The sequence below is a fragment of the Fusobacterium perfoetens genome (genome assembly GCF_021531595.1).
GTDB lineage: Bacteria > Fusobacteriota > Fusobacteriia > Fusobacteriales > Fusobacteriaceae > Fusobacterium_B.
In genome coordinates this window covers 80,711-103,413 of record NZ_JADYUD010000002.1, presented here as the reverse complement: position 1 = coordinate 103,413, position 22,703 = coordinate 80,711, and the positions used below count along the sequence as shown (strand labels likewise).

Here is a 22,703-nt window from a genome sequence, read left to right as displayed (position 1 = left end):
TCACAGAAGAAAATTTTATTTTTATAGATTTACAACAGCTCTATTTAAAATATTAAAATTTACAAAAAAGGGAAAAGGAGATGACGGGTATCATCTCCTTTATTTTGGGTTTAGGCATTTAATTGATGGTTGTATTTATGAATATAAACTTTATTTTTATACATGTAAGGGAGAGAGATAAAAATAAAATTCTACTCATAAACATTTTGATAATATGGTAATTTTTCCAGAAAGTTCATTGCTTCCTTTCTTATGTACCCATTATAATAAACCAATATATCTTTTATATATCCATACAAATTATTTCTTTTTTGTTTTTTCTTTTGTTTCTATTATATTTCCTTCTGCATCAATTTTTTTAATATTTTTACATTCAGGATATCCTGTACATGCAAGGAATCTTCCCCATCTTCCTCTTCCTATTTTAAAAGGCTTTCCACATTTTTCACAGACTCCAGCTTTTGAAAGAATTTTATTTTCTTCATCTTTTATAGCCTTTATCTTTTCATTAAGAAGAACTACTCCATCTTTTTCTTCTACACTTCCTTGAGCAAGAAGTTTTCTTATTTCTGAAGGAAGTGGCTCTCTTATATTATCTGAAGCATAATTTTCACTTTCAAGATAACTTCCAAATCTTCCTAATTTAAGAAGCATTACTGCTCCTTCAGGAGTTCTTACATCTGTTGTTTTTCCTCTTTTTGCATCAAGCTTTTCTTTTAAAATATCATTTACATATATCTTTCCTGTCTGAATATCTTCCATAGGAATATCTATTCCTTTAAGAGAAAATTTTTCTTTACAGTCTTCATGTTCACATGCAAGATATCTTCCAAATCTTCCATTCTTTAATATCATATATCCTCTTCCACAAGGACATTTTACATCTGAAACAATCACTTTATTTTCATCTTTTTCAACTTCAGCTTTATATTTCTCTATATTTTTAGAAAGTCCCTTATAGAAATTTTCAAGAATTTTCTGCCAGTTTTCTTTTCCTTCGGCTATTTCATCAAGTTTATTTTCAAGATCAGCAGTGAATTTCTCATTCATTATATCTTGGAAATGCTCATTCAAAACATATTTAACTTCATATCCAAGCTGTGTAGGAACGAAACTTTTTCCTTTAAGAGACACATATTCTCTCTTCTTAAGAGTATCTATAATTGTTGCATAAGTTGAAGGTCTTCCTATTCCGTCAGATTCAAGTTTTTTAATAAGAGATGACTCTGTAAGTCTTGCAGGAGGTTTTGTATAATCTTCTTTTATTTCAAGGCTTGTTAAAGTCATATTATCACCTGTTTTTATATCTGGAAAATCTCCCACAGGTATTTCATCTTCTTCTTTAAATATTTTATAATATCCATCAAAAGTTATTTTATTTAAAACTCCTCTAAATTGAACATTATCTTTACCACATATTAATTCAAACTGATCATATTTCATAGGTGCAAGCTGAGAAATTAAAAATCTTTCCCAGATAAGTGTATAAAGTTTCATTTGGTCTTTATCAAGGTATTTTTGTAAATCTTTTGGATGATAATTTATATCAGTAGGTCTTATACCTTCGTGAGCATCTTGAACATTCTCTTGTTTTTTTTCAGACTTTTTAGGTGTATCCTTTCCTAAATATTCTTTTCCTAAATTCTTAAGAATATAATCTTTTGCCATTTCTTTTGCTTCTTCTGATATTCTTGTTGAGTCTGTTCTCATATATGTTATAAGCCCTTTATGAGTTCCTTCTATATTTATCCCCTCATAAAGTCCCTGAGCAACTCTCATTGTTTTTGAAGCAGCAAAACCAAGATATGATGATGCAAGCTGTTGAAGAGTGCTTGTTTTTAAAGGCAGAGGAGGATTTTTTACTTTCTTGTTTACTTTAGCATTTTCTACAAGAAATTTTTCTTTTTCCAAAGTCTGAACTCTTTTAACTAAACTTTCATCTTTTAATTTATCAATCTTTTCATCATCAATTTTATAAAGAAGAAGTTCAAGGTTATCATTAAATTTCCCTTTAATATCCCAAAATTTTTCTGGAACAAAGTTTTTTATAGTGTCTTCAAGCTCACAGATAAGTTTAAGAGCAACTGACTGAACTCTTCCTGCACTTGTATTAGCTGATATTGTTTTCCATAAAAGAGGGCTTATACCATACCCTACAAGTCTATCTAAAATTCTTCTTGTTTGCTGAGCATTTACTTTATCTGTATCTATCTTTCTTGGATGTTTTATAGCTTCTCTTATAGCTGATGAAGTAATCTCATTAAACTCTATTCTGTTATTTTCATTTTCATCAAGCTTTAAAGTATGGGCTATATGCCATGCTATTGCCTCTCCCTCTCTATCTGGATCGGAAGCAAGATATATTTTATCTGATTTTTTTGCAAGTTCTTTAAGTGCTTTTGTTATCTCTCCCTTTCCTCTTATAGTTGAGTAATTAGGCTTAAAACCATTTTCAATATCCACTCCAAGTGTGCTTTTAGGCAAATCTCTTATATGTCCGAAGGAAGCTGTTACATTAAAATTACTTCCTAATATTTTTTCTATTGTTTTTGCTTTAGCTGGGGACTCAACTATTACTAAGTTTTTCTTTGGTGATTTTTTTCTTGCCATTATTCTATCCCTTCCACACATTTTATTATAATTTTCTGTCTTTTTCAGAAACTTTTCTTTTTGATATATATCATTATAACATATATAATGAAACTTCTTGTTTAATTATAGTAGAAGAATATTAAAAAATCAATATTTCTTTACCTTTTTATCACTTTTTTCTTCTATATTTTCCCCCTGAGATACTTGAAACAATTCCTTTAATCTCCATTTCCATAAGGAGTGCCAGTAAATTTCCAGCTTTTATTCCGCTTTCTAAAATTATTTCATCAAGGTTTTTTTCAACATTTAAAATTTCATAAATTTTATATTCTTCTTCTGTCATAGAAAATTTACACAATTTTTCCTCTTTTTCTTCATTTAAAATATTCCATCCAAATTCATCAAGAATATCTTTTCCAGAAGTTATAAGCTTTGCTTCTGATTTTTTTATAAGTTCATTTGTTCCTTCTGAAGCAGGAGAAAAAATATCCCCTGGAACTGCAAATACATCTCTTCCCTCTTCTAAAGCAAGATAAGCTGTAATAAGACTTCCTCCCTTTGATTTACTTTCTATAACGGCAACCCCTCTTGAAAGTCCTGCAATTATTCTGTTTCTTCTTGGAAAATTATAAGCATTGGGAGGGGTTTCAGGAGGGAATTCAGAAAGAAGAAGTCCTTTTTCTCCAATTTCTTCCCAATATTTTTTATTCTCATAAGGATATACAACATCAAGTCCTGAACCTACAACAGCTATTGTTTTTCCTCCTTTTTGAAGAGTTCTTTTATGACAAACAGTATCAATTCCAAGAGCAAGCCCACTTATTGTTGTAACATCTCCTTCTGTAAGTTCATCTACTATTCTTTCACAAGAATTTTTTCCATATACAGTAGGTTTTCTTGTACCTACAACAGCTATTATCTTTTCTTTTCCTGCAAGAGATATATCTCCTCTGTAATAAAGAAAGACTGGAGGCTGTGCAATTTGTTTTAATCTTTCTGGATATTTTTCATCTTTCATAGAAATAACTTTTATATTTAATTTTTCAAGTTTTTTAAATTCTTCTGAAAAATCTGCATTTCTTGACTCATATATAATATTAACTGTCTCATCATCTATCTTAAAATATTTTTTCAGCTGATTTCTATCAAGCAAAAAAATATCCTGATAATTTTCCAGTTCTTTCATAAGTCTTCCTATAATACTGTCTTTTATTCCGGCAGCTTTAAGTCTATACCATTCCATAAACCTACCCCCGAATGTTTTTATTTTGCATAAGCTTTTACAAGCAATTCACTTATAAGTTTTGAATTTGGATAAAGCATTCTTCCCTCTGTAAGAATTTGTTTTGCCTGACTGTATTCTTCTCTTAAAATATAAATATTTCCCAAGGCTGTATAAGCTTCTTCTGTATTTTTCATTGATTTATATTTTAAAAAGTCTGCCAGAGCTTCTCTGTATCTCCCTATATTTCTATAGCATATCCCTCTTCCAAGATAAGGCTCTGCAAGATTAGGTTCTAAATATATCACTTCACTATAGTAATCTATTGCTGTCTTATCATATCCAAGAAATCTATTTGTCACAGCTGCCCCAAAAAGATTATCTGCTGTATCTATATTTTTACTAAAAATATCCTTCGCTCTTTCATATTTTTTATTAATAAAATATTGATTTCCTAAAAGATATATTTTTTCAGGATTGCTGCTTATATTTTCAATATGCTTTTTAAAACTGTTTTCATAATATCTCATCATTGGAGTTATTTTTTCTCTTACTGTTTCTTTAGCAATTGCATTTTCAAGAGCAGCTATTTCTGCTGGCCTTCTGTCTCCAGGCTGAAGAGAAGTTACATAAACACGAAATGTTTTTTCTTCCTTTGTTTTTTCATCTATATATTGAAATTCAAGATATTCAGGAACAGTTTCTCCTTCTATTATAGGAATAAGAGAAGGTGCTGTGCTTTCCTTTTTTTCCTCTTTTTTATTCTGATCTGTCTTAGGTTTTCCAGAAAAGAATCCTTCAAAAAAAGAATATGTATCTTTTTCTGCAAATGTCATTGAAGAAAAGATAATAAAAAATATTACTGCCAGTTTTTTCATAAATTATTTAATCTCCTTTACTGTACTTATTACAGTACCATTATATAAATTAGTAGTAATTTCATCTCCCTCTTTAAGAGAAGATGTATCTTTTAAAATTATATTGTTTTTTCTTGTAATGCTATATCCTCTTGAAAGAGTTGAAAGAGGATTAATATTTATAATCTTTTCTGTTTTAAGAATAAGTTCCTGTCTCTTTCTTTCAAGAAAAATTTTTAATGCTCTTTGAAGTTCTTTTTCTCTTGATACAACTTCTTCTCTGCAGTCATCAATATATCTTGAAAAATTTTTAAGTGCAAAAGAATTTTCTAAATTTTCAAGTTCTTTTCTACTTTTTTCTATTTTGCTTTTTATAAGAGAATCAAGATATTTCTTTTTATTTTCAAGCATACTCTCTATATCACTTCTTACAGGAACAGCTATTTCCATACTCTGAGTAGGAGTTGCTGCCCTTATATCAGCTGTTAAATCTGAAAGAAGAAAATCTATTTCATGCCCTACAGCAGAAATTATAGGTTTCTTACAGTTAAAAAATGCAAGAGCCACTTTTTCTTCATTAAAAGCCCAAAGATCTTCTATGCTTCCTCCTCCTCTTCCTGCTACTATAAAATCTATTTCATCTATCTTATCAAGAGTTTCAATCCCTTTTACTATTTCCTCAGCCGCACCTGGCCCTTGAACTTTTGCAGGATAAACATAGATATCTATATTTTTCATTCTTTTTCTTGCAGTGTTTATAATATCATGAAGAGCTGCTCCATTAAGAGATGTAACTACTCCCACTGATTTTGGATATTTTGGAAGAGGTTTTTTGTATAAAGGAGAAAAATATCCTTTTTCTTCAAATGATTTTTTTACCTCCTCAAGTTTTCTGTAAAGCTCTCCTATTTTATCTTCTTTTTCAATATGTCTTACAAGAATCTGAAAATCCCCTCTGTTTTCATAAAATCCAACATCTCCGAAAATTTTAACAGAATCTCCCTCTTTTAAATCTTCAGGTATTCTTTTATATTTATAACTGAAAGCTGCACATTTTACCTGACATTTACTATCTTTCAAGGTAAAATAAAGATGTCCGCTTCTGTAGTAGTTTACTCCTGAAAGTTCTCCTTTTAAGAAAAATTCCTGCAGAACAGGGTTTTCTTCCAGATAACCTTTTACTATTTTATTAAATTCACTTACACTGTATACTCTGTCTGCCATATCTCCTCTTTAAAGTTCCAATAATATATTTTTAAGTTTTAACATTTCATCTCTTTTCTTAATTGCATTTTCAAAATCAAGTTCTTCTGAAAGTTTTTTAATCTCTTTAAGAAGTTTAGAAATGTCTTTTTCAATTTCTTCTTTTGAATGATATTTTTTCTCTGAAGAAACTTTTTTTACTTCTTCCTGAGGAAGTCCATAATCAAGATTTAAAACTTCTTCTGAAACTTCTCTTACAACACTTTTTGGATCTATATGATGGAAGGCATTATATTCCCTCTGAACAGTTCTTCTTCTTTCTGTTTCATCTATTGCCTGTTTCATTGATTTTGTAATTATATCTCCATAAAGTATAACTTTCCCATTTACATTTCTGGCTGCTCTTCCTATTGTCTGAATAAGAGAACGCCTGCTTCTTAAAAATCCCTCTTTATCTGCTTCAAGAATTGCTACAAGTGATACTTCAGGAATATCAAGCCCCTCTCTTAAAAGGTTTATTCCCACAAGAACATCTATCACTCCATGACGAAGGTCTCTTATTATATCAATTCTTTCCAAAGTATCAATATCAGAATGCATATATTTTACTTTTACCCCAAAATTAATATAATATTCTGTAAGTTCTTCTGCCATTTTTTTAGTAAGAGTTGTAACAAGAACTCTCTCTTTTTTCTTAACTCTTTCCCTTATTTCATGAAGAAGATCATCAACCTGATTTTCTGTTTTTCTAACTTCAATTTCAGGATCTATAAGTCCTGTTGGTCTTATAAGCTGTTCTGCCACTTCTCCATTTGAAACTTCCATTTCATAATCTCCAGGAGTTGCTGACACATAAACAATCTGATTAGCTGTTTTTCTAAATTCTTCAAAAGTAAGAGGTCTGTTATCAAGAGCAGCTTTAAGTCTGAATCCATTTTCAACAAGATTTGTCTTTCTTGCCCTGTCTCCGTTATACATTCCCCCTATCTGTGATACTCCTATATGAGATTCATCTATAAATATCAAAAAGTCTTTTGGAAAATAATCTATAAGAGTATCAGGTCTTTCTCCTGGTTTCTTTCCACTCAGATATCTTGAATAATTTTCAATTCCTTTACAATACCCTATCTCTTTTATCATTTCCATATCATATGTTGTTCTTTGTTCCAGTCTCTGAGCTTCTAAAAGTTTTCCCTCTTTTTTAAAAGCTTCAACTTCTGTTTCCATATCTCTTTTTATATCGCCCAGAATTCTTTCAACTTCATCTTCCTCTGTAAGATAGTGAGAAGCTGGAGGTATTATAATTCTTTCTATATTCTTTTTTATCTTCTGCCCTGTTATTGTGTTTATCTCTGACATTGTTTCAAGGTCATCACCAAAAAACTCAAGTCTATATCCTACTTCATGAGAAGATGGATAAATATCAATAACATCTCCTTTTATTCTGAATTTTCCTCTTTCAAAAGCTATGTCATTTCTTTCATATCTTAAGGCTACCAATTTTTCTATAAGTTCTCTTCTGTCATAACCTGTTTTTAAATCAATAGGAATTGAATTTTTCTTATATGTTTCCGGAGAACCTAAACCATAAATTGCAGAAACTGAAGCCACTATAATTGTATCTCTTCTGTTTATAACTGCTGATGTTGCAGCATAACGAAGCCTGTCTATTTCATCATTTATAGCTGAATCTTTTTCTATATATGTATCAGTGGATTTTATATATGCTTCAGGCTGATAATAATCATAATATGAAACAAAATATTCAACTGCATTTTCTGGGAAAAAGTTTTTATACTCTGAGTAAAGCTGTGCTGCCAAAGTCTTATTCGGTGCCATAATAAGAGCTGGTCTTCCTGTACGAGCTATAATATTTGCTATTGTAAAAGTTTTTCCTGAACCTGTTACTCCTAAAAGAACCTGATCCTTAACTCCTCTTTCTATTCCCTCAGATATTTTTTCTATTGCTTCAGGCTGGTCTCCTGTAGGTTTAAATTTTGAATGCAGTTTAAAATCCATTTTATAATCACCTCTTATCATATTGTATATGATTTTATATCTAAGTGCAAAACTATTTATATTTTCTAATTTATAAAAATAAAATTTTATTTTTTAAAAACTATATATAATAAAAAAATAAGAGACCGTTGTAAATAAACCTGCAACAGTCTCACTAATAATTAATCTTCTTCTATTTCTTCAATAACTCTTAATACTTTTTTGCTGTGATTTGCCTCAGCAATATCTTTTGGAGTCTGCCCTTTATAATTTTCCTGATCAAGATCAGCTCCATAGTCCCAAAGCAGCTTAAAAATCTCATCTGAATCCTGTTTAGCTGCAATATGTAAAGGTGTCTCATGATTTTTATTTTCAACATTAGGATCTGCTCCATAATACATTAAAGCGTCCACAAAATCATATTTTTCTTTTAAAACAGCTAGATGAAGAATTGTAAATCCTTTACTGTCTTTCTCCTCCACTGCACTGATGCTCATATTCTCATTAAAGTTTTCTAGATCATCATTTTCTAAAAAAGCCAAAAGTTCCATTGTCACCCCTAATTAAGTTCTTCCTTTCTTATTAATTTTATCTGTTTTTGTTATTTTTAATTTTTTGTTTTCACATTCTATTATACTATAAAATTATTTATTTTCAAGTATTTAATAACCTTTTTCTTGAAGGAAGAGAGGACTTTCTATTTTAAGTATATGCTTTCTTCCTTTTGATGCCTGAATAAGAACAAGATTTGAATCTTTTTCTTTATCAAAAAAAGTAAAACATACTCTTTTTACAGAAAAATTATTTTCTTCAAGAATTTTTGCAATTTCTAAAAATCTATGACTTCTATGCACAAGAAAAAACTCACCTCTTGGCTTTAAAAGTCTCTTTGCATTTTTAATAAGTTTTTGAAGATCAAGATATATTTCATGTCTTGCTATTTTCTTATTTTCATTTTCAGATATTTTTTTACCATCAAAAGCCATATAAGGAGGATTAGAAATTATGTAGTCAAAACTATTCCCACAAGTTAACTCCTCAACATCACAGTTTAAGACTGTAATTCTATCTGAAAAGTTGTTTTCTTCAATATTTTTTTTAAAAACTTCTGCTGAACTTTTCTGTATTTCAACTCCCCATATATCTTTCATTCCTTTTTTTTCTGCAAGCAGAATGGGAATTATTCCACAGCCACTTCCTATGTCAAGAACTTTTCCTTTAGGATTTCCTTCAAAGAAATCTGCTAGAATAACAGGATCTACAGAAAATCTAAATCCATCTGTCAGCTGATATATTTTTGTCCCACTTTCAAGAAAAGTAATATCATATTTTTCTTTCATATTTTTACTCTTTTTCTAAGTCTTTATGTGCTCTTTCTTCTTCTGTAGTTTCACTTTTTAATTTCTTAGCTTCTTTTCTGTTAAATTTAATTTCCTCTATATCAAATTTTGTTATTCCAAGTTTTGGAACATCTACATATAAAAATCCATTAAGAGGACTTATGCTGACAACTTTTCCTTCTCCTTTTTCTGTCCCTACATTTTGATTTATTGCAGGGAAGTTTTTAAGAGCTTCTTCATATTGAGCATATTCATAATTTATGCAGCAAAGAAGTCTTCCACATACTCCTGAAATTTTAGACGGATTTATTACAAGTCCTTGATCTCTTGCCATTTTTATTGAAACAGAGTTAAATTTATTTATAAATGTTCTGCAGCAAAGTTCTTTTCCACATACACCTATATCTCCTAATATTCTTGCTTCATCTCTTACACCTATCTGTCTAAGCTCTATTCTAAGCTTAAATATATTTGCAAGATCCTTTACAAGTTCTCTGAAATCAATTCTTCCTTCAGCTGTAAAATAAAATATAAGTTTTGTTTTATCAAAAGTATATTCTGTATTTACAAGTTTCATAGGAAGATTATGTTTTGCTATTTTTTCTTTACATATTTTTTGTGCTTCAACAGCTTCTTTTCTAAGTTCTTCATATCTTGCTGTCTCTTCTTCATTTGCTTTTTTAATAACAGGTTTTAAAGGAAGCACAAGAAATTTTTCAGATAAAGTTACAGGAAGATTATAAACTACTCCTATTTCCTGCCCTCTTACAGTATCTACTATAACTTTATCTCCTTTTTTATATACTTCGTTTTTATCTACAACTTCAAAATAATATCTTTTCTTTGTGATATCAAACATAACCCCAAGAACTGTATAAAATTTTTCTTCTGCTGGTTCTTGTTCTTCTATAACTTCTATTATCTCTGTCTGAATATCTGTTTCTTTAATTTCTTTTATCTCTTCAGTCATTAATTCCTCCAATTCTATTCTTAAATTATTCCCTCTTCTAAAAAGCTGAAATAGGAATCCCTTGTTATTATTATATGATCCAGTACATATATATCTGCTATTTTAAAAAACTCTTTCATTTCCTTTATAAGTTCTATATCTTTTTCTGAAGGAGATATATTTCCAGAAGGATGATTATGAGCAAAAACTAATGCTCTTGCATTGTGATATAATGCTCTTTCAAGAATTTTTCTTGGATACACTGCACTTTTATCTATTGTTCCTGTAAAAAGTATTTCAGTTTCTATTATCTCATTTGCTGAATTTAAAAACAAGACTTTAAATTCTTCATTTTTTGAAAAACCTATCTCATTTCTTAAATAAGCTATAAGCTGATTTTTATTTTTTAAAGAAACTTTTTCTTTTTTAGTTTTATCTTTAAAGGAACAAGCTGCAATATCTCCTACAAAATTAAGAAAAAATGCTGTGACTTCTCCTATTCCATCAATTTCTTTTAAATCTTTCATATCAGCTTTTAATATATCTTCAAGAGTCCCATATTTTTTTATAAGACTTTTTGCTAGAGGCTTAGTATCAACCCTCTGTTTTGCAAATGTAAGGAGAAGTTCTACAATTTCATAGTCTGCAAGAGCATTATAACCATTTTTTATATATCTTTCACGAAGTCTTTTTCTGTGCCCTATATAGTCTTCAGCCATTTTCCTTCCCTTCTTTTTTCTTTTGTATATATTTTAAATGTTAATTATTCAGAAAAAAGTTTGTATACCTCTTCTGGTGTTTTCATATTCTTATAAACTTCCAGTGCAGATTTTATTATAGGATATGCAAGCACTGCTCCTGTTCCCTCTCCAAGTCTTAAATTCATATTAAGAAATGGCTCTGCTCCAAGTTCTCTTAAAACGATTTTCATTCCTGGCTCTTCACTTAAATGAGTTATAAGAAGATAATCTTTTACAAGAGGATTAAGTTTGCATGCTGCAAGAGCTGCCACACTTGATATAAAACCATCAACAAGAATAAGCTTTCTACATTTTGCAGCACCTATATAAAGCCCTGTTAAAAAAGCTATGTCAAGTCCTCCTACATCTGCTAAAATTTCAAGGGTATCAAGCTGGAAGGTATTATATTTCACACAGCTTTCAAATATAACTTTTTTCTTTGTTATAAGACTTTCATCAGAAAGTCCTCCTCCTCTTCCTACAACCTCTTCTATACTTGATTTTGTAAGAGAATAAAGCACTGCAGAACTTGTTGTTGTATTTCCTATTCCCATTTCTCCAGTTGAGAAAATATCATAATCATTTTCAAGCTCTTCCATAAAGAAAATTCCATTTTCAACAGCTCCTACAGCTTGTTCCATTGTCATAGCAGGAGTTCTGTAAAAGTTTTCTGTTCCATTCATCACTTTCATCTCATAAAGATTTGGATATTTTCTTTTTATCTCTGTTTTTATTCCTGTATCTACAACTTTTAAATCTATTCCTAAGGTATTACACATAATACCAATTGCAGCTGTATTATTAAGCATTGCTTCAGATACTATTCTTGTATATTCAACTGGACATGATGAAACTCCTTCATCTATTATTCCATTATCTGCAGCTGCTACAATATGACAGCCTTTTGTTTTTATATTTTCAAAGGAATCTTCAAATATTCCTGCTAGTTTTAAAACTATATTTTCCATGACTCCAAGACTTCCAACAGGCTTCATCTTAGAATCCCATATTTTTTGACACTTGTTCATAGAATTTTTGTTTAAAACTGTTATTTCTTTAAGACTTTCTTCTAATCTTTTCATAAAATACCTGCCTATCCCCCAACATTAAAACTGCACAGAACAGGATAATTATTGTCAACAAAATCAATAACTGCTATTCCGCCATTTTTTATTTGGAATTTCCAATAACTGTCAAGTTCACTTGAGAACAGCCAGCTTAAAAGGGAACATATTATTCCCCAGTGTGTTACTACCATATTATCTTTGCTCTTATCAATTGATTCTAAAAACTCAACTGCTCTTTTCTGAAGCATAAAAGGATTCTCTCCCGTTACATAAGAATATGTCTTCCAATCCTTTTTTAAAAGTTCCATCTCTTCAGGATATTTTTCTACAATTTCTTCATAGCATAAACCTTCAAAAATTCCAAAATCCATTTCCTGAATTTTTTCATCAGTTTCTACTTCTAAATTTTTATAATTTACTATTTTTGCTGTTTCATAAGCTCTTTTCAGATTGCTTGAATAAATTTTATCATAATCTATTTTTAAATTAATAAGAGTCTCACGGGCCTTTTCAGCCTGCTTTCTCCCTGTTTCATTAATAGGGACATCCATTCTTCCATAATACATCTGATCTTTATTCATATCAGTCTGACCATGCCTTATTAAAATAAGCTTTCCCATAAGACCTCCCTTTTAAATATTTCTAAAATGAAAGTTTTGAACCTAGTGATGCTGCTGCTGAAAAATAAAATCCAAATAGAATTACTATTTCTGAAAGTTCAAGTATTGCTCCAAGAGTATCCCCTGTAACTCCCCCTATTTTTCTTTCCATAAGCTTAGCAAAGTAAAGTCCAAGAACCATTGTTACTGCTGTTATATTTACAAGATGAAGAGGATTTAATATACCTAATATTCCACATCCTGCTATCCCTGAAAAAACAAGAGCTATTGCTGCTGCTGTTAATACTCCTGCCTTATCAGTACATTCCACAAAATCTTTAGCACTTCCTGAAGATCTTGCATAAGGTGCTGCTGCACAGTTAAGAACTGTATTTATTCTTGCAAGTACAGGTGTTACAAGAACAACTGCTCCTGCTGCATTCTGTAGTCCAAACATTTCTCCAGCTATACCAAATCCTGTATCTCTTATTCCTGCTATTAATAATATTTTTAAAATAAAATAAAGAACAATAGCTATTCCTCCGTTTGTACCTAATCTAGAATCCTTCATTATCTCAAGCATTTTTTGTTTACTTCTGTAACTGAATATTCCATCAAAAGTATCTGCAAGACCATCAAGATGAAGTCCTCCTGTAAGAATAACTTCAACCAAAACTACTACAGCTGCAAGAAGATATGAAGATAAAATAAATTTAGCCCCTATAAGATATACTGCATATAAAATAATACCTATCACTATTCCTACAACAGGAAAAAATTTCATGCTTTTTCCAAGTTCCTTTGAATCAAATTCAGAATTTACAGGAATAGGCAGTCTTGTCATAAATTTAAAAAGTAAAATCAACCCTTTCATAATAAATAAAAAACCTCCAAAATTATTTTAATCTCATATTTAAACCTGATACAACAAGATATGCTTCATCTGAAGCCTCTGCCATTATCTGATTTATTTTTCCACCTATATCTCTGAAATGTCTTCCAAGGGCAGTTGTTGGTACAAGCCCTAACCCCACTTCATTTGATACAGCTACCATATCAATATCATTTTTCTTTATAAACTCAATAACAGATTCTATCTCTCTTATTACTTTTTCTCTTACTGAATCTACTTCTTTCATAGATATATTATCCCAATCATATTCATTTTCAATAATCATAAGATTTGTCACCATATTTGTAATACAGTCAAGAAGAATCACATCATATTCCTCTATATGATTCTTTAATATTCCTGAAAGATTTTTATAATTTTCTATTGTTTTCCAATTTTTTCCTCTTTGTTTTTTATGTTTTTCTATTCTGTCTTTCATCTCGTCATCAAAAGGAATAGCTGTTGCAAGATATATTTTACTTTTATAACGCTCTTGTATAAGCTTTTCAGCAAAAGAACTTTTTCCACTTCTTGCTCCCCCTGTTATGTAAATTATTTTTCCCAAAATAATCCCTCCTTTCAGTATCATATTCACTGCTTTCTAAGAACAATTATATCATATTATATGTTAAAATTCCCAAAATAAATTAAAACAGACTGATAAGATTTAATTTTATTTAATATTTTTTAAAATTATGATATTATTTTATAGTAAAGTTTAATTTAAGGAGGATATAAAATGATAAAGCTTGTGGTTCTTGATGTAGATGGAACTCTTACTGATGGAAAACTTTATATAGATAACATGGGAAATGAAATGAAAGCCTTTGATGTTAAAGATGGGCTTGCAATAAGCCAGTCTATAAAACAAGGAATAAAATTTGCAATCATTACTGGTAAAACTTCTAAAATTGTTGAAAGAAGAGGGAAAGAACTTGGAATTCAAGAAATAGTTCAAGGAAGCTGGGACAAAGTTGCAGATCTTGAAAAAATATTAAAAAAATATAATTTAACTTTTGAAGAAACTGCTTATATAGGAGATGACCTTATAGATTTAAAACCTATGAAACTTTGTGGATTTTCTGCTTGTCCTAAAGATTCTGCTGCTGAAATTATTGAAATCTCTGACTTTATTTCTTCAAAAAATGGAGGCTGTGGAGCTGTAAGAGAGGTTCTTGAATTTATTCTGAAAAAACAAAACCTTTGGAATAATATTATAGAAAATTTTACAGCTACAGAACAATAAAAAATAAAAACCCTGCATTGAAAATTTATTTTCCTTTGCAGGGATTTTTTTAATTTTTTTGTTCTAAAATCTCATCTATTTGTTCTCTATAATTTTCTTTCACAAGTTCTCTTTTAAGTTTAAGTTCATTCATCACATCATGAATTTCTTCATATCTTTTTTCATCATTATTCATCATACATTCATTGGCTTCTTTTCTAAGTTCTCTCACTTTTTCCTGAATATCTTTAAGTTCTCTGAAATACTCCCTTCTTAAAATAAGAAGTTTATCTTTCTGATCTGCAGTAAGATATTCTATGGATTTTTTTTCTCTGAAATCTTTAAGAGGATCTGTAAGAGTATACTCATTATGTTTTGCAAATATTGTACATGCTATAAAAATAAAGGCTGCAAATATTAGCTTTTTCATTCTTCTCCTCCTTCAAACCAAAAAATAATTTTATCATCTTCTTTATAAACACCATATTTAAGTTTATGGCTCTCAAGTATCTCTTTTACTATTGCAAGCCCAAGACCTGTTCCCAGTTTTCTATCTCTGGCTTTATCTGCTCTGTAGAAAGGAAGCCATATATTTTCTATTTCCTTTTCTGAAATATGAGATGTATTTCCTATAGTAAATCTATTGTTTTCAGATTTTATAATTATCTCACCTTCTGGCTCTACATATTTAAAACTATTTTCTACAAGATTCTTAATAACAGCAGTAAGTTGTTCTTTATCTCCAACAAAAAACTTATCTTTTATATCTACAATAACTTTTTTATCTTCTGTATTTAAGTTTTCAGCTCTTTTTACTTCATTTTCAATAATTTCTTTTATATTAAATCTCTCTGAATTAAAAGTAATAAATCCTCTCTCTGCCCTTGATAAAAATAAAAGTGACTGAACAAGCTTATTCATATTTTCAGTTTCTTCCATAATTATATCAAGGTAAAAGTCAGCTGTTTCTTTATCATCTGCTATTCCCTCTTTTAATCCCTCGCAATAGTTATTTATAATTGCAATGGGAGTTTTAAGTTCATGGCTGACACTGGAGATAAATTCTTTTCTCATTTTATCTATTTTTCTTTCTTTTTCTATATCTTCCTGAAGTTTTTCTATACTGTCCTTAAGCTGTGCTGACATTATATTAAGGTTCTCTCCCAGAATTCCAATCTCATCTTTTGAATAAGATTTAAACTCCTGAGAAAAATCTAATTTTGCAACTCTTTTGGCAGTTTCCCCCATATCTATAATTGAAGCTGTTATAATTCTTGAAAGTATAATTGAAAGAACATAACCTAAAACAAGAGCTGTAAGAACTATTTTCAGGTGAAAAGATGTAATAATATTTACAGGCTCTTTTACAGAACTGAAAGGAGTGCTTATTATAAGAAGCTGATTTTTATTATATGATGTTATTATAGTAAGTTCCTTATCCAAAGAAAATGATGTATCTGTAAGCCTGAATACAAATTTTTTAGGATTTTCAAAAAGTTCTGTCATATCCTCTTTAGAAAGAGATACATCTATATCATTAAGATATCTTTCGTTTATTATATATATTTTTATATTATTTTTTTCTTCAATAGCACTTAAATCTATTAAAGAACGAGGATCTTTTATCTCATTTGCAAGATAAAAAAGCTGATTCTTTTTTATTTTTAAAAAGTATTTTTCAAAATACACCTCATTAAAAGCAACCATAAAAAACATTATCATTGTAATAACTGAGGCTATAAGGAAAAACAGTTTATTACGGATACTGCTCATTATTCCTCCTCTATTTTGTAACCTGCACCTCTTATAGTTTTAATATATTTTCCATCAAGCTTTTTTCTTATTCTCTTTATCTGAGAATCAACAGCTCTTATATCTCCATCATAATCATATCCCCATAAAGATGTAATTATACGGTCTCTTGAAAGAACCTGCCCTTTATTTTTTATAAAGAAAAGTAAAAGTTCATACTCTTTTTGAGAAAGTTCCAAAGGAACTCCGTCCATTTTTATATCTCTTGTATCTGTATTTATTGTAATTCCCCCAAATGAAATTGTTTCACCTAGGCTATGTATTCTTAAAAATGCTTTTACTTTTGCCACAAGGACTTTCATGCTTACAGGCTTTACAATATATTCATCAGCCTTCATTTCATATCCTTTTAAAATATCCTCTTCGCTTCCTCTTGCTGTAAGCATTATAACAGGAAGAGATGAATCTTTTTCTCTTATCTCTTTTAAAAGCTCCCAGCCATTTATTTTAGGAAGCATTAAATCTAAAATTATTAAATCAAATTTTTCTGTAAGTATAAAATCTAAAGCTTCTTCTCCATCTCCAGCCTCTATAACATTAAACTTTTCTCTTTTTAAAAAGTCAGCAGCTATTCTTCTTAATTTCCACTCATCTTCAACCAGCAGTATTCTCTTATCCATTTACATCTCCTTAAATTTTTATGCAGGATTTTTATTCTTTTATATTTATAATTATAACAAAAACAGGAGAAGTTTTCTATTCCTCTCCTGCTCATGCAGCTGGTTTTGCATCTTATAAAATAAAGTATTGTCTGCCGGCAAACTTAACATTTAATCTATCTCCATTTTTATAATTATATTCTAAGAATACTATACTACTGTGTCAAATAAGTGGCATAAAAAATATAATGACAAAAAACAGGACTCAGATTTCTCTGAGCCCTGTTTTTGTGAGAATTTTTATTTATGATATAAGGAGTTCTATTTTATTAGAACTTATATCCTACACCTGCTGTTACACCGTAAGCTTCTGTATCATTGCTTCCGAATTCATAAGTTAATCCACCATTATAGAAGAATCCATTTTCATTTGTTACTTCTGCTCCTAAGTTAAATTTAACTACATTTTCTGCTAGTTCTGCTCCTAATACATTAAATCCTTCGCTTGCTGTTGCTCCATAGAATCTTCCTGTAAATTCATCATCTGTATCTCCCATTGTTCTTACATAAGATACTCCGAATTTTACATCTACTTTAGATTTTTCTAATTGAACTGATTTAACTGTATCTAAACCAAATTCTGCATCAAATGTTGAAATTTCTGCGTCAGATACTCCAAAGTAAGAATCTCTTGTATCATCTTGTTCTACATAAGTATATCCTAATCTTACTCTAGGTTGTAGTGATAATCCATCTCCTAAGTCTGCTGTATATCTTCCTTGTACATATCCGCTTAATGCTTTAGAATCGTATTTATCTCCTGTTGTTCCTAGAATATTGTTATCAGCTTCATATTCTCCAAATTGGTATCCTAATCCTGCTGTAAAGTCATAGTTTCCATAAACTTTATTTCCATATACTCCTAAGTAGAATAAGTCAGCATCAGCACTTCCTGTATCTGTATCAACATCTTGTTTTACACCAGAGAAAGCTACTCCTGCTGTAGTAGTTTCATTTAATCCATAACCAAATGCTGCCATTAGTCCTGTTGATTCTATTTCAGAAGAATAATCTCCTACAGTTCCTTTTCTATCATATTCATCTTTAGAGTAAAGTGCTTTACCTTCAGCTGTCCATTTTCCTACTTCAGATTTTCTAGCAAGAGAAAGTACTGCTTCTTCATTCATTTTAACAGTATCATAAGCTGCTTTTACAGTTTCAGAATAGATGTTAGATGAATAATATTTATCTAGTACTTCTGCTCTTTCATCAACTGTTTTATATCCAAATTCATTTAATTTAGAGTGGATAACTTGAGAAGCTGCAAATACATCATTAAGTTCTGCACTATATCCATTTTCACTTGCTATATTGTCTTTATAGTTAAGAGCATATTTATTACCTTCTGTACCAACTTTAGATAATTCATAGAATCCATCACTATTTTCAGTTAATTTAACATCATTATTATTAAGATTTGTTTTATCTCCTAAATCAATTACTGTATCTTTATCAATATTTGCTTCAAGTTTTACTCCAGAATTATCTGCAATTGATACTCCAGTTCCAGCATTTCCTACTTTATTAGAAGTATTAAGAAGAGCATTTTCTCCTTTTTCACTTACTTCAAATATATTTGTTCCTCCATTAATTTTTGTTCCTGTAGTATCATTATCTTTTCCAGTCATTGTAATATTTGAAGCATAGTATGCTGTAGCATCTCCAACTAGTCTTATATTATTAGATTTTATATCTCCATTAAATCTTGCTGAAGCTGTATTTCCTGCTGTTGCTCCTATATTTATTCCATCACCATCATTACCAGTAAATGTAACTTTTCCATTATAAATTGCATTTTCATTTATAACACCAAGTTTATCGCTTGCAGTTACATTACCATTATATACTGTTGTTTTTACTTCTTTAGCTGTTGCAGCAAACAATGCTGTTCTTAATCTAGTGCTTCCAAATAAACTATTCCATAAATCTTCATCTCCAGTAACAACACTTCCTGCTGTAATATCTCCATCTACTGTTGAATCAGTTACACTAACAGTTCCGTTTGTATTATTTTCTGTTCCTATATTTCCTGTGAAGTTTGTTCCATCTAGAGTAAGAGATGAATCTTTATTAGCAAAGTCTACAGCTGTTTTTCCTTCTTCTCCATTTACTGTTCCATCTTTGATTGTTAAATCAGCCTTTATTGTTTCTTCTCCTATTGTAATATGTTTATCTCCACTAATATTGATAGGAGTATTTTCTATTGTAACTCCTTTTTCTTCTTCATTATTTTTTACTGTAATATCGTTATAAATGTTTACTGAACCAACATCTATTGGTTTTTCTCCTCCAACTAAAGCAACTTTATCTCCAAGGTTTACTTCTCCATTATTTTCTTTTCCAGCATTATTTATTTCATCAGAGTTATAATCTCCACCACCAGTAATTATATCATCTGTTGTTAATATACCATTTCCATTTTTATCTTTTAGCATTCCTGTAAATGTATATTTTCCATCAAATAAATCTGAAGCTTTAAATTCTCCTAATTTATCTTTTTCTATATCAGAGATTTGAATTGTACCTGCACTTTCAAATTTACCATCAGTATTTGAAACAACTTTTTGTGTTGATTTTACTACGATAGTTCCATTATTTTCTGCTGTTCCACCTTTTATTGTTATAAGTGATGCGTTATCTTTATCTAATCCTAGAGTTAATTTTCCATCATTTGTTAATATTTCCCCTTCTTCTAAAAGAATATTATTAACTTTCATATCTGTAGCTTTAGAGATAGTAATTTTATCAAATCCACTGATATTTTTTATGCTGTTTGTGTAACCATCAATATTTAATACAGAATTTTCTACAGTTGCTTTTCCTGCCTCTGTTAATTTTCCTTTTCCAGCTTCTGTTGCTTTTCCTGTTCCGTAAACACTACCAATGATTTCTCCACCAGTAATATTAATAGTAGATTCTTTAACAGTAGATTCTGCTCCTCTTGTTGCAAGTCCTCCTGCTAAAATATCTCCTTCTATTTTTCCACCAGAGATTTCAATTATAGAATTTTCTACATGAGCTTTAGCATTATTTCCTGCTGCAACTCCTCCACCAACTATAGCAACTCCATCTCCAAGAGCTTGTACTTCTTTATAATAAGAAGCATAATCTTGTCCTCCAATTGTTCCACCAGATATAACTCCACCTAAATGTTCATAACCAAAATCTTTAACAAGTCCACCAGTTACCTTTATTGTAGAAGTTCCTGATGTTATAGCTTCTGCATTTTTTGTATTAAGTTCAGAATCATCTATTGCAATTCCTCCACCAAATACTCCATCAGCTGAACCATTCGTAATATTAATTTCACTGTCTTTTACTTGAACAAGAGCTTTACCTTCAAAGTTTAAGCTTCCGTCATAATTTCCTGAACCATAATAAACTGCAAGTCCATTTCCAGAAACTCCAATTACTTCTGTATCTTCTCCATCAATATTTATTACAGATTTTCCTACTTCTGCTGTTGATTTTGCCCAAGCATTATTCATAGCAATACCATTTCCTAAAGCTCCAACAATATATCCACCATTTAAGTTAAGAGTTGTATTATTAGCTTTTACTGTTGAAACTCCTTTATCAGCAGCTATTGCAATACCATTTCCTGCTACCCCTACTGCTATTCCACCATCTTTTAATGCTCCTACTGCACCTTGCATTGAACCAATTACTTTACTTACATCTGTACCTACTTTTGGATCAACAATATTTTTTAATTGTACAAATACATCTTTAACTTTTCCTATTACATTATTATTTCCTATTTCTGTTCCATTTAAGTTTTTAGTTAAATCTATATTTACTGTAATATTATTTGCTTCTACTGTTGATGTTGAAATTTTATCGTTTTCAGTAGGTTTTGCCCCTTGAGGTGCATTTTGATGTGATACTGCAATACCATTTCCTAATACAGCAGCTGCAGCTGTTTTTCCATTAAGATTTACATTAATATCTCCAGATTTAACTGTTGATGTTCCACCAGCTTTAAGTCCTGAAACTGTAATTGGTGGTATTCCATCTAAATCAATTACAAAATTTCCTTTTCCATCTATTCTTCCTTTTTTACCACCTATTTCTAATCCATCTTTTAAATATTGAGAAGCATCAGTTGAAACTGCAAGTCCTCCACCTATTACTCCAACAGAAAGCCCATCAGTTATTTCTACATTTGTAGTTCCTGTTGTATTTGCTTCAGCTTTTCCACCTAAAGTAGAAACTGTCATTCCTCCACCAAATAATCCTACTGTTAATCCTTCCAATTTACCAGCATTAACTACAGAATTAACTTTTATATTAGAATCTCCATTTACAGTTGATGTTGCTGTACCACCTATTGCTGCTGCAAGTCCTCCTGCTGTAATTCCTGCTGCATTTGCTGGACCATTTATATTTAATGTAGTATTTCCATTAATTGTAGCTGTTCCTTTATTATTTGCTGAAATAGGTAAAAATGAATATTTCACTTTTAAATTTCCTGCTGAAATCGCTGTGCTTCCAACTGTTGCTCCAAAAACATTACCATTATTTATTGTAACTGATGTATTTCCTGTTCTTGTTAATGACTGCTCTACTGTTCCAAGTAATCCAGCTGAAAAATCTCCACCAATTAATCCTAAAACAACTGGAGAATTTTCTGTATTTCCTACAATAGTTTTTGTATCTCCAACAATTTCTATATTCCCTGTTTTATTTGAAGTATCAAATCTCTTTAAAGCTTTTGCTAAATTACCAAGAGAACCTCCTTTTCCTGAAAGAACATTTAAAGCAGCAACAGTTAGTCCATCATAATTTCCCTCTCCTGCTAAAGCTCCTGTTAAAACAACATATCCAGGATGATTATTCTGCTGACTTAATGCATTTTGTATTCCTGATAAAGAATGATTGCCTTGTAAATCTGATAATAAATGTCCAACACTACCATTTGAATAAATTTCAAGATTTCCATTTTGTCCTACAGCAAATTTTGTACTTTGTAAAGTATTTAATAAAACATCATTATTATATACACCATCTTCTGGAATAGTTCCAGCTCCAAAAGCTACAGTTCCTGCAATAAGGAATCCTACTACAGTTGCCATTGTTACTTTTACTCTCGTTTTTAACCATCTTTTTAATGATTTTTCTGTGCTAACATAGTTATTCATAAATAAAATTCCCCCTTCTTGATTTTAATAAAAGTTTTCACATAAAAAAATAAAATCTCTTTAACCCAAAAGAAAAAATAATACATAATTGTATAAATATTTAAAAGTTATTAAACTAAAAGCATGAAAAGAAATTTTCATGCTTTTTTTTGCTTTTTTACAAAAAAGTATCAAAAGAATATGAAAAATTCTTCTTATCTTTCATGTTTAAATTTTTTTAAGTTTTTATACACTTTTATGCCTATCTTTTTTCTTATTATATGCCCAAATAAAAAAATTATCAAGTCTTTTTATCAAAAAAAATTTTAATATAGAGCAAAATATTTTATTCTAGCTCAAAATTTCTGAAAAAATAACAAATACAATTTTATATAAATAAAAAAATCCCCTGAAAATTTTCAGAGGAC

The 22,703-nt window shown here is 29.9% G+C and carries 18 protein-coding genes; 1 reads left to right on the top strand and 17 read right to left on the bottom strand.

The genetic code is table 11. The features are described 5' to 3' along the window. Positions 1 to 300: 300 nt before the first annotated feature. The 13 genes from topA to cobU all read right to left on the bottom strand — a co-directional run bounded on the left by topA (position 301) and on the right by cobU (position 14,024). Positions 301 to 2,610 carry a type I DNA topoisomerase gene (topA, locus tag I6E17_RS01565; protein ID WP_176828605.1) on the bottom strand — a complete coding sequence of 770 codons (2,310 nt, stop codon included), beginning with the start codon at positions 2,608 to 2,610 and terminating at the stop codon, positions 301 to 303. A gap of 151 nt (positions 2,611 to 2,761) precedes the next feature. Next, positions 2,762 to 3,835, bottom strand: coding sequence for a DNA-processing protein DprA (gene dprA, locus I6E17_RS01560; RefSeq protein ID WP_235235106.1), 1,074 nt, complete (start codon positions 3,833 to 3,835; stop codon positions 2,762 to 2,764). Between the two features lie 20 nt (positions 3,836 to 3,855). Then, positions 3,856 to 4,692 carry a tetratricopeptide repeat protein gene (locus I6E17_RS01555; RefSeq protein WP_176828603.1) on the bottom strand — a complete coding sequence of 279 codons (837 nt, stop codon included), beginning with the start codon at positions 4,690 to 4,692 and terminating at the stop codon, positions 3,856 to 3,858. A 3-nt stretch (positions 4,693 to 4,695) separates the two neighbouring features. Beyond that, positions 4,696 to 5,895, bottom strand: coding sequence for an exodeoxyribonuclease VII large subunit (xseA, locus tag I6E17_RS01550; protein ID WP_235235105.1), 1,200 nt, complete (start codon positions 5,893 to 5,895; stop codon positions 4,696 to 4,698). 9 nt (positions 5,896 to 5,904) lie between these two features. Next, the gene (gene uvrB / locus I6E17_RS01545; protein WP_235235104.1) at positions 5,905 to 7,893 is read right to left on the bottom strand and encodes an excinuclease ABC subunit UvrB; all 1,989 of its coding nucleotides are present in this window, start codon (positions 7,891 to 7,893) and stop codon (positions 5,905 to 5,907) included. Positions 7,894 to 8,054: 161 nt separating this feature from the next. Next, complete coding sequence (locus I6E17_RS01540; RefSeq protein ID WP_176828600.1) at positions 8,055 to 8,423, bottom strand: ankyrin repeat domain-containing protein; 369 nt, start codon at positions 8,421 to 8,423, stop codon at positions 8,055 to 8,057. Between the two features lie 111 nt (positions 8,424 to 8,534). Then, positions 8,535 to 9,212, bottom strand: a complete 678-nt coding sequence (locus tag I6E17_RS01535) for a tRNA1(Val) (adenine(37)-N6)-methyltransferase (protein WP_176828599.1) — start codon at positions 9,210 to 9,212, stop codon at positions 8,535 to 8,537. Between the two features lie 4 nt (positions 9,213 to 9,216). Next, positions 9,217 to 10,071, bottom strand: coding sequence for a PSP1 domain-containing protein (locus I6E17_RS01530; RefSeq protein WP_235235175.1), 855 nt, complete (start codon positions 10,069 to 10,071; stop codon positions 9,217 to 9,219). 131 nt (positions 10,072 to 10,202) lie between these two features. Beyond that, positions 10,203 to 10,880: a RadC family protein gene (gene radC / locus I6E17_RS01525; protein WP_235235103.1), complete on the bottom strand. Its 678-nt coding sequence runs from the start codon at positions 10,878 to 10,880 to the stop codon at positions 10,203 to 10,205. Positions 10,881 to 10,924: 44 nt separating this feature from the next. Beyond that, positions 10,925 to 11,983: a nicotinate-nucleotide--dimethylbenzimidazole phosphoribosyltransferase gene (gene cobT, locus I6E17_RS01520; protein ID WP_235235102.1), complete on the bottom strand. Its 1,059-nt coding sequence runs from the start codon at positions 11,981 to 11,983 to the stop codon at positions 10,925 to 10,927. A gap of 11 nt (positions 11,984 to 11,994) precedes the next feature. Further along, a complete protein-coding gene (locus I6E17_RS01515) occupies positions 11,995 to 12,588 on the bottom strand; it encodes a histidine phosphatase family protein (RefSeq protein ID WP_235235100.1) in 594 nt (197 codons plus the stop codon). A 22-nt stretch (positions 12,589 to 12,610) separates the two neighbouring features. Further along, the gene (cobS, locus tag I6E17_RS01510; protein WP_235235099.1) at positions 12,611 to 13,441 is read right to left on the bottom strand and encodes an adenosylcobinamide-GDP ribazoletransferase; all 831 of its coding nucleotides are present in this window, start codon (positions 13,439 to 13,441) and stop codon (positions 12,611 to 12,613) included. A gap of 22 nt (positions 13,442 to 13,463) precedes the next feature. Further along, positions 13,464 to 14,024, bottom strand: a complete 561-nt coding sequence (gene cobU / locus I6E17_RS01505) for a bifunctional adenosylcobinamide kinase/adenosylcobinamide-phosphate guanylyltransferase (protein ID WP_235235098.1) — start codon at positions 14,022 to 14,024, stop codon at positions 13,464 to 13,466. Between the two features lie 174 nt (positions 14,025 to 14,198). Between cobU and I6E17_RS01500 the strand changes: the two genes are divergently transcribed. Next, positions 14,199 to 14,705, top strand: a complete 507-nt coding sequence (locus tag I6E17_RS01500; protein WP_235235097.1) for a KdsC family phosphatase — start codon at positions 14,199 to 14,201, stop codon at positions 14,703 to 14,705. A gap of 49 nt (positions 14,706 to 14,754) precedes the next feature. On the opposite strand, the gene I6E17_RS01495 is transcribed toward I6E17_RS01500, so the two are convergent. The 4 genes from I6E17_RS01495 to I6E17_RS01480 all read right to left on the bottom strand — a co-directional run bounded on the left by I6E17_RS01495 (position 14,755) and on the right by I6E17_RS01480 (position 22,296). Then, entirely contained in the window at positions 14,755 to 15,114 is a 360-nt protein-coding gene (locus tag I6E17_RS01495) for a hypothetical protein (RefSeq protein ID WP_235235096.1), read from the bottom strand. Continuing rightward, positions 15,111 to 16,457 carry a sensor histidine kinase gene (locus I6E17_RS01490; RefSeq protein WP_235235095.1) on the bottom strand — a complete coding sequence of 449 codons (1,347 nt, stop codon included), beginning with the start codon at positions 16,455 to 16,457 and terminating at the stop codon, positions 15,111 to 15,113. Before I6E17_RS01490 ends, I6E17_RS01495 begins: the two co-directional genes overlap by 4 nt. Then, positions 16,457 to 17,116 carry a response regulator transcription factor gene (locus tag I6E17_RS01485; RefSeq protein ID WP_176828584.1) on the bottom strand — a complete coding sequence of 220 codons (660 nt, stop codon included), beginning with the start codon at positions 17,114 to 17,116 and terminating at the stop codon, positions 16,457 to 16,459. Before I6E17_RS01485 ends, I6E17_RS01490 begins: the two co-directional genes overlap by 1 nt. Before the next feature lie 308 nt (positions 17,117 to 17,424). After that, the gene (locus tag I6E17_RS01480; RefSeq protein ID WP_235235093.1) at positions 17,425 to 22,296 is read right to left on the bottom strand and encodes an autotransporter domain-containing protein; all 4,872 of its coding nucleotides are present in this window, start codon (positions 22,294 to 22,296) and stop codon (positions 17,425 to 17,427) included. Positions 22,297 to 22,703: the final 407 nt, after the last annotated feature.